This is a genomic window from Moraxella caviae (genome assembly GCF_002014985.1).
In the GTDB taxonomy this organism is placed as follows: domain Bacteria; phylum Pseudomonadota; class Gammaproteobacteria; order Pseudomonadales; family Moraxellaceae; genus Moraxella; species Moraxella caviae.
This window is the reverse complement of sequence record NZ_MUXU01000027.1, coordinates 66,250-74,536: the sequence shown is the minus strand read 5'-3', so window position 1 is coordinate 74,536 and position 8,287 is coordinate 66,250. Positions and strand designations below refer to the sequence as shown.

Below are 8,287 nucleotides of genomic sequence, written 5' to 3'. Positions count from 1 at the left end.
TGATTTTGAAAATAGCCCTTTTTTATTGATAAATATTTATTTTTTAAGGAATTTTTATGTATAACGTCGTCGCCATTGGCAATGCTTTGGTGGATACCGAATTTACCGTGTCAGACAGCGCACTTGCCGCCACTGGGCTGACTCGTGGCAACATGACGCTTGCCGACACCGACACCCAAGCCGCCCTTTTTGACACCTTACACACGCACGGCATTCACCCTGCCAAACAAGCAGGCGGTGGCTCGGCAGCAAACAGCATGGCGGCTTTTGCGGCACTTGGCGGCAGTGCGTTTTATAATTGCCGTGTGGGCGATGATAAGATGGGCGAATTTTATTTGCAGGATTTGGCGGAAATGGGCGTTGCCACCGATACAGCACTTGCCACGCACCAAGGCGGCGTAACGGGTTCTTGTGCGGTGCTGGTAACACCTGACGCTGAGCGCACCATGCAAACCCACCTTGGTGCAAGCAGTGAAATTGACGAGAAAAACGTGAATTTTGACGCACTCGTCGCCCAAAACAGCGCACAAAATGCTAAGCAAAAACAGTGGCTGTACCTAGAAGGCTATCTTGCCATGTCGCCCAGTGCCATGCAAGCGATCGCCAAGCTAAAAGCGCACGCCAAAGAATGCGGCACAAACATTATGGTGAGTTTTGCCGACCCTGCGGTGGTAAAATTTGCCAAAGCAGGGCTTGATGAAATGCTGGCAGGCGGCGTGGCGGCGGTGTTTTGCAACCAAGAAGAAGCCTTGCTTTACACCGAAACCACCGATAAACAAGCGGCCGCGCACGCTTTGCTGGCTCACAGCGAGCTTGCCGTCATCACCGATGGCGAAAATCCTACGCTCATCGCCACACGCACGGCTGGCACGCCAGAGTTGCAATACGTCGCCACACCAAAAGCTGTGAGCGTGGTGGACACCAATGGCGCAGGCGATAATTTCGCTGGGGCGTTTTTATATGCTTTATCGCAAGGTCATGCGCTTGATGAGTGCGGTAAATTGGCAGGCGCTGTGGCTAGCCGTGTGGTGGCGCAATTTGGCGCACGCTTGACAAAGGCGGAATATCAAGAGATTAAAGCTGGGGTTTTGTGATTGAAAGGCGGAATTAAAATTTTAATTCTCGTATAGCAAACACCAAACCACAAAAAGAAAAGCTCATCACATCATGATGAGCTTTTCGCATACGTCCAAAGGGGGTGGTAAAACCAGCGTTTCCCTTGGCTAACGGATTTATTATAAGACTTACCAATGGAAAATTCAAGCACTGTTCAAGAAATTATACAGACTTTATCCGCCGCTCGCTTTTCAACGTATGCAAAAGCCGCCACAGACGACAATCACGCTTTGTCTTTATATCAGTGGAACATAGAAATCTCAAAAGCAATTTTTGGCGTGCTTGGCTGCTGTGAAATCGCCCTGCGCAATACCATATCCGCCGCCTTGCAAGCGCAATACGGCTCACAATGGGCTTGGCATACTGGTTTTGAGCGTTCATTGCCCAGCCCAAAGCACGGATACAAACCACGAGAAGCCCTGATTGAAGCCAGAAAAAACACCAATGATATCAACAACGTCATCGCCAAGCTCAATTTCGCCTTTTGGCAGCATATGCTGACCGCACGACACGATGACCGCATTTGGTCAGCGCAATTTTATGCTGTGTTTTGTGGCATAAATACGCCAGCAAATTTGGCAAAAGACCGCTCTGACTTGTTCAAAAATACAGAACATCTGCGCAGATTGAGAAATCGCATCGCACACCACGAGCCGATTTTTAATCAAAATTTAGCCCACAGCCATCAAGTCGCCATCAATACGTTGCAAGCCTGTTCACCTGCTTTGGCTGATTGGGTGCAAAATTGGCAAAATATCACTTTTTTACTCAATGGCAAACCTTCACCAAATAGCAAACCCAAATAACCAAAAATTTACAAACAAAAAAGAACCCACCTTCGGGTTCTTTTTATCTGCTTTACGCCTTATTTATAATAAGCATTTGTAGACACAGAATGGTCGGTCTCGTCCACGACGTGCGTCAGCTCTGGGATTTGCTGTTTTAGCTGCACTTCCACGCCTTGGCGCAGCGTTACGTCCACCGCCGCACAGCCTTGGCAGCCGCCGCCAAATTTTAGCACGGCGGTCTTGCCTGCGTCATCTTCAATCACTTCCAAAAGCTCCACCATACCGCCGTGGCTGGCAAGCTGTGGGTTGATTTCTGATTGCAAAACGTAATTGATACGCTCTTCAATGCTGGCATTTGCGCCCACTTGCGGCACTTTAGAATTTGGCGCACGGAAGGTCAGCTGCCCGCCAAAACGATCCTTATTATAGTCAATCACCGCATCATGCAAATACGGAATGCTCGGCGCGTCAATGTGCGCGGTGAATTTGGCATAAGGAATTTGCAAATCGTCTTCGTCCACTTCGTCAGGCTGGCAGTAGCTCATGCAGCACTCAGCGCGCGGTGTGCCGGGGTGCTCCACAAAAATGCGCACGCCAATGCCTTCCACTTCTTGCTTGGCAAGCAGCTCCGCCAAGTATTCTTGGGCGGATTCGGTGATTTTGATGTTGCTTTCTTTTGGGATTTCTTGACCTTGCACATCGTCTTGGGTGTCTTGGGTGTTTTGTTCGCTCATGATGTTCTCGTTTTGGTGTATTGACCGCGCTAAAATGCGCTGATGTGTGAATAACTGGCTGATATTGGCAGCCCATAAAAAATCTGACTAAATCTATCGGATATTATGGTAACATAAGCCAATTTTATCAAGGGCAAATTGGTAGCAAAATATGAATTTTGATCATTTGATTTTTATTGGGCGTTTTCAACCCTTTCATTTGGGGCATGAATTTGTGGTAAAAGAAGCCCTAAAACGCGCCAAAACGGTGATTTTACTCATCGGTTCGGCAAATTCGCCACGCACGATTAAAAACCCTTTCACCTTTGATGAGCGTGAAGCGATGATTTTATCGGCATTTGACGAACAAACCGCTAGCCGCATCGTCTGCCTGCCCATTGACGACACGCTGTACAACGACCACAAATGGCTACAAAACATCGGCTCAGCGGTGCGTTTCATCACCCAAGACGCTGGCAAAACAGGCGTTATCGGCCACACCAAAGACGACAGCTCGTATTATTTGTCGCTGTTTCCTGCGTGGGATTATGTGGAATTGCCAAGTTTTGAAAACTTATCCGCCACGCCGCTGCGCCGCGCTTATTTTGGCGAAAGCACGCTAAAAGACGGCACAAGCCTGTACGACAAATTGCCCAAATCCAGCCAAGATTTTTTAGAAAAATTTAAAAATACTTCAGAGTTTACACAATTACAAACCGAATATCAGCACATTAAAGCCTGCCAAAACGCTTGGCAAGCTGCGCCTTATCCACCAACTTTCATCACGGCTGACGCGCTCATCGTACAAAGCGGACACATCTTACTCATTGAGCGTGGCGGTGATTATGGCAAAGGTTTGTGGGCGATGGCTGGCGGATTTTTGGACGCTGACGAGACCTTACTGCACTGCGCCATTCGTGAAACTTATGAAGAAACAGGTCTAAAAATTGATAAGAAAAACTTAAAAGCCGTACAGACTTTTGACGCGCCAGACCGCTCATTGCGTGGGCGCACCATCACCAGTGTGTTTTATTTTGAACTGGACGGCAAAACGCTACCGCAAGTACAAGGTGACGATGACGCCAAGCGTGCGTTTTGGCTGCCATTAGCTGAGCTGGACGGCACAAAAATGTTTGAAGATCATTACAGTATCATCACCAAAATGCTGGGTTTATAACGAATAACGAGCCATGTTTCACAAAAAATACGATTATCTGCTTGCGCCTTTGTATTATTATCAAGCAAAAAATGTCGCCAAAACCGCCCTACGCCTGCCAGAGCCTGAAGGCGTACGGCTTGGCAACACGCCACTTTTCAATACACCGCTTTTGGGCGCACCGCTTGACGCTGACACACAAAATACCAAAACACTGCGCCTAACCATCTTTGGCGATTCGGCAGCCGCTGGTGTGGGCGTGGACACTCAGGCGGACGCACCGCTTGGGCGCATCGTGGCAAATTTGGCGCAGATTTTCACGCAAAATTCAGCGGACAATACCGCACAAAACACCCCTTATCAGCAAATCTGCTGGCAACTGTGCGCCACCAGCGGACACACCAGTTTTCAGCTGCTGCACCGCCTGTACGCCATGCCTGCACCCACCAGCACGCCAGCGCTTAATGTTGCCATCATCAGCATTGGCGTAAATGACGTGGTCAAACGCACCAGCGACACCGCTTGGCAGCATAATTTGCGTGGTATTATCACTTTGCTCAAGCGTAAATTTGGCGTGGGGCAAATCCTGTTTTTAAGCCTGCCGCCCATGCAGCTTGCGCCCAGCTTGCCTACGCCTTTAAACGCACTGATTGGCAGACAAGCGCAACATTTAAGCACGCTCATGCAAGGCGTGTGCGCTGAATTTGAAGGCGTGCATTATGTGCGTGATGAATTTGCCAAAGCACGCCTAAGCCGTGATGTGATGTTTGCCAAAGACGGCTTTCACCCAAGCAAGCTCACCTATGAAGTGTGGTCAAAAACGCTGGCAAATCAGATTGCGGCGTTGGTTTGAAGATTAAATTATCCGCAAATTGAGCGTTTTTCGCCTAATAAACGCTGAGTTACGCATCACTAACCCAACTTACAAATTATCACCAATTCAAATTATCGGTTTAAATTAAAGGACGATAGGTAAGTTGGGTTGAGCTTGCAAAAACCCAACGAATTGATAAAACCGTCTTTAAAAGCACCATGCAATCACCCCAAGAAATTCGGTAAAATCTTGCGCCGAAGTCTTGCTTTTTTATGCCAAGTTCGGTACATTAGGGCTGATTTTTGATAAAATTTTGGTTCGTTAATACCGCCACAAACCAAACTTTTAGTTCGTATTTGTGGTTTTATTTTTGCGGTGATGGATTGCGCTGATTGCAATGAATTGATCCAATTCGCTCAATCCATGCCAACACGAACCAACTTCCCATTTCCCACCAGCCAAAGGAGTGCGCCATGCCTGCCCTACGTCATGACATTGATCCAGATGGATTGCTTGAATATTCCGTTGTTTATACCGACCGCTCGCTCAACCATATGTCCAAAGTCTTTGGGCAAGTCATGCGTGATTTATCCAGCGAACTAAAATCCCTATACCACGCCGATGCCGTGGCAATCGTTCCCGGCTCTGGCACGTCAGGCATGGAAGCGGTCGTGCGTGCCTTTGCCGATGACAAAAACTGTGTCGTGGTGCGAAACGGCTGGTTTAGCTACCGCTGGACACAAATCCTAGAAGCCAGCCGCGTGGCAAAATCCTGCGAAGTATTTTGTGCCGAGCAAGTTCAGCCTGCTGGCGAAAAAGCGCAATTTGCCCCTGCCGATTTGGCGAAAGTCAGCGACTTTATCCGTGAGCATAAGCCTGATGTGGTGTTTGCGCCGCACGTTGAGACAGCGTCTGGCATGATGCTAAGCGATGAGTACATCGCAGGGCTGGCGAAGGCTGCGCACGACGTGGGCGCGCTTTTGGTGATTGACAGCATTGCGTCTGGCTGCGTGTGGCTTGACATGAAGGCACTCGGCATTGACGTGCTGATCAGCGCACCGCAAAAGGGGCTGTCTAGCACGCCTTGCGCTGGACTTGTGATGATGAATGACAAGGCGGCAGGACTGCTGGCAAACGCTACGCCATCAAGTTTTGCGCTGGATTTAAAGGCGTGGCATGGCATCATGCAAGCCTACGAAAATGGCGGCCATGCTTATCACGCCACCATGCCAACCGACAGCCTGCGCCAGCTGCGTGATGCGCTCTTAGAAGCCAAAGCGGTGGGCTATGAGACGTTAAAATCTGCGCAAATTGAGCTTGGCAAGCGCATTGTGGCACTGCTGGCAGAAAAAGGCGTGGCAAGCGTCGCCCACCCAGACTGTCAAGCGCGCGGCGTGGTGGTATGCCATGCGCCAAGCGAAGCGGTGCATAAGGGCGCGGCTTTTGCCGAACAAGGCTTACAGATTGCGGCTGGTACACCACTAAAAGTGGGCGAGCCTGAAGACTATCAGAGCTTTCGCATTGGGCTGTTTGGGCTTGACAAGCTCACCGATGTGGACGGCGCAGTCGCACGCTTTCAAGCCGCTGCCGATAAGGTGTTTGGCTGATTGCACTGGCACGATTAACCGTATAAAAACCACCGATTTTGGTGGTCTTTTTATTTTATGAGCAAAATACCGCTTGATATTTCTTACTTATCCGTTTGTTTTTATTGACTTTTCCAATCCACCAAACGCTCAATAATCGCAATCAACTCCCTGCGTTCATGGGGTGCAAGCTGCATAAGTAAATTCATGACGTGGCGTGTCTCGTCATTGATGGTTGGGCTTGCACAAGTCAAAAAATCCGCCGTCTCGCAGTCAAACAAATCCGCAAGCTCAGCAAGGCGCTTGATGGTCGGCATGATGTTCCCCCTTTCCATACGCGAAATCGCATCATCACTCACCCCTATATGCTCTGCAACCTGCGCCTGAGTCAGTCCCGTGCGCTGTCGTTTCTGAGCGATGGCTCGCCCGATTGCATTGCTTAAATTCTTATCTGTTCTTTTAGTCATACCGCCCTCCGCATACTGCGTAGTGTAGGCGTTTAACACTTGAAGTACAGATAATTAAAGTTATATAATAAGAATTAAAGTTCTATTAAAATTGCCCTTAATTCGAATCCAAACACGGGAGACAATCATGTTTGTGAGAAATTTAACAGTCGCACAGCAATCTGCATTGATTTTTCTAGCTAAAGAAGTTGCCAAAGCGGACGGCAATCTTGATGAATTGCAATCTGGCATGGCTGAAATTTTAATCCAACAATCCGACAAAGGCGTTGTTGAAACAACGATTAGCATTGACGAGCTGCCATTATTATTTACCACCGAGCGCGCCAAATGCTCTCTCATACTTGAACTGCTTGGCGTGGCTCATGCCAACAACAACTATCACGTCAATGAAAAAGACCTAATTGGTCAGTATGCCGGCGCCTTAAATATCTCAGCCAATAAACTGCTGCAACTGGAAGCATGGGTTGAAAATCAAATCGCTCTATCAAAACAAGCCGAATACCTACTGGGAGAATAATCATGCCTTTACCATTACTTTTAGCGGGAGCTGCCATCGCCACTGTGGGTGCTGGAATTAAAAAAGGATATGACGGCTATCAAGACAAAAGTAAAGCCGATAACATTGTTAAAGCCTCAAAAGAGCGCTATGAGGCCGCTCAGGAAAAACTAAATCAGCGCAATAAGCTCACCTCTCAAACGCTAGAAAAATTGGGCGAATTGCAACTTTCTATCGGTCAAAGTTTTTATGAATTTCAAAAACTTGCCGATGAACTGATAGGCAAAATCAACGAATCATCCACACAAGAAATCAAAGTACACATTCCTTCTTACAAACTGCAAAAAATCGAAGGGCTGGCATTATCTGCAACAAGCTATGCGGGTAAATTGGTGGGTGCTGGCGCAGCAGGTGGCACAGCTGCATACGCAGTTTATGGCGGCGTCTTGGCTTTAGGCGCAGCTTCTACAGGCACGCCCATTGCCGCGTTGTCAGGCATTGCCGCCAAAAATGCCGCCTTGGCAGCCATTGGCGGTGGCTCGCTTGCCTCTGGCGGTCTGGGCATAGCAGGCGGAACAATGATTCTAGGGGCAACTGTTGCCGCCCCTGTGCTTGCTGTTGCAGGCATTGCCTTTGCTTCTTATGCAAAAGACGCTTTGAAAAATGCCAAAGAGCTGGAAGTCAAAACCAGAGAAGCCGTTGAAAAAATGGCCACCGCTCGTCACAAACTTGAGCAAGTAGACAAAGTGGCTACTAAAGTTCACACCCATACCAACAACTTATACGAAACCTTTAAAGGGTATTTTGATGATTTGAAAGCCATTGACACTATCGTGCGTAGAAACAGCATTGACCCAGCAAGCATTCAAGACAACATGATGCAAATCATTGAAAATGGCTATTCCTTGGCGGCAATTCTCACGGATGTCATCACCACACCATTATTTAAACCTGTCATGAATGATGGTGAAATAGCGGTTGATGGGTCAGGCGCGCCAAAAATCATGGTGGATCCAGACGGTTATCAGGTGCTAAATAGACACGCTTTAGATGAAGTTCTGGACACGGCTCAAGATGCGTATCAATTGCACAAATTACCCGCATAAACACAATCTTTAAGCACGCCAAGTCTAGATGTGGCAGACGTCATG

Annotated in this window: 9 protein-coding genes; 7 read left to right on the top strand and 2 right to left on the bottom strand. The window is 48.2% G+C overall.

Annotated elements, in window-relative coordinates:
* Window positions 1-56 precede the first annotated feature (56 nt).
* A complete protein-coding gene (locus B0181_RS04470; RefSeq protein WP_078276284.1) occupies window positions 57-1,094 on the top strand; it encodes an adenosine kinase in 1,038 nt (345 codons plus the stop codon).
* Window positions 1,095-1,250: 156 nt separating this feature from the next.
* Window positions 1,251-1,922: an Abi family protein gene (locus tag B0181_RS04465; RefSeq protein WP_078276283.1), complete on the top strand. Its 672-nt coding sequence runs from the start codon at window positions 1,251-1,253 to the stop codon at window positions 1,920-1,922.
* 59 nt (window positions 1,923-1,981) lie between these two features.
* Here the strand turns inward: B0181_RS04465 and nfuA are convergent, their stop codons facing one another.
* Window positions 1,982-2,638 (bottom strand): Fe-S biogenesis protein NfuA, encoded by a 657-nt coding sequence (gene nfuA, locus B0181_RS04460; protein WP_078276282.1) that lies wholly within the window; start codon window positions 2,636-2,638, stop codon window positions 1,982-1,984.
* A gap of 151 nt (window positions 2,639-2,789) precedes the next feature.
* On the opposite strand from nfuA, the gene B0181_RS04455 reads away from it, so the two are divergent.
* From B0181_RS04455 to B0181_RS04445, 3 genes are all read left to right on the top strand, one after another.
* The gene (locus B0181_RS04455; protein ID WP_078276281.1) at window positions 2,790-3,794 is read left to right on the top strand and encodes a bifunctional nicotinamide-nucleotide adenylyltransferase/Nudix hydroxylase; all 1,005 of its coding nucleotides are present in this window, start codon (window positions 2,790-2,792) and stop codon (window positions 3,792-3,794) included.
* A gap of 13 nt (window positions 3,795-3,807) precedes the next feature.
* Complete coding sequence (locus B0181_RS04450; RefSeq protein ID WP_078276280.1) at window positions 3,808-4,626, top strand: SGNH/GDSL hydrolase family protein; 819 nt, start codon at window positions 3,808-3,810, stop codon at window positions 4,624-4,626.
* A gap of 434 nt (window positions 4,627-5,060) precedes the next feature.
* Window positions 5,061-6,194, top strand: coding sequence for an aminotransferase class V-fold PLP-dependent enzyme (locus B0181_RS04445; RefSeq protein ID WP_078276279.1), 1,134 nt, complete (start codon window positions 5,061-5,063; stop codon window positions 6,192-6,194).
* Between the two features lie 101 nt (window positions 6,195-6,295).
* Here the strand turns inward: B0181_RS04445 and B0181_RS04440 are convergent, their stop codons facing one another.
* Window positions 6,296-6,640, bottom strand: a complete 345-nt coding sequence (locus B0181_RS04440) for a helix-turn-helix domain-containing protein (protein WP_078276278.1) — start codon at window positions 6,638-6,640, stop codon at window positions 6,296-6,298.
* Window positions 6,641-6,767: 127 nt separating this feature from the next.
* Here B0181_RS04440 and B0181_RS04435 point away from each other — a divergent pair, with 127 nt between their 5' ends.
* Both B0181_RS04435 and B0181_RS04430 read left to right on the top strand, forming a co-directional pair.
* On the top strand, window positions 6,768-7,157 hold the full coding sequence (locus tag B0181_RS04435) for a DNA repair protein (RefSeq protein WP_078276277.1): 390 nt from the start codon (window positions 6,768-6,770) through the stop codon (window positions 7,155-7,157).
* Between the two features lie 2 nt (window positions 7,158-7,159).
* Complete coding sequence (locus B0181_RS04430; RefSeq protein WP_078276276.1) at window positions 7,160-8,242, top strand: chemotaxis protein; 1,083 nt, start codon at window positions 7,160-7,162, stop codon at window positions 8,240-8,242.
* Window positions 8,243-8,287 lie beyond the last annotated feature (45 nt).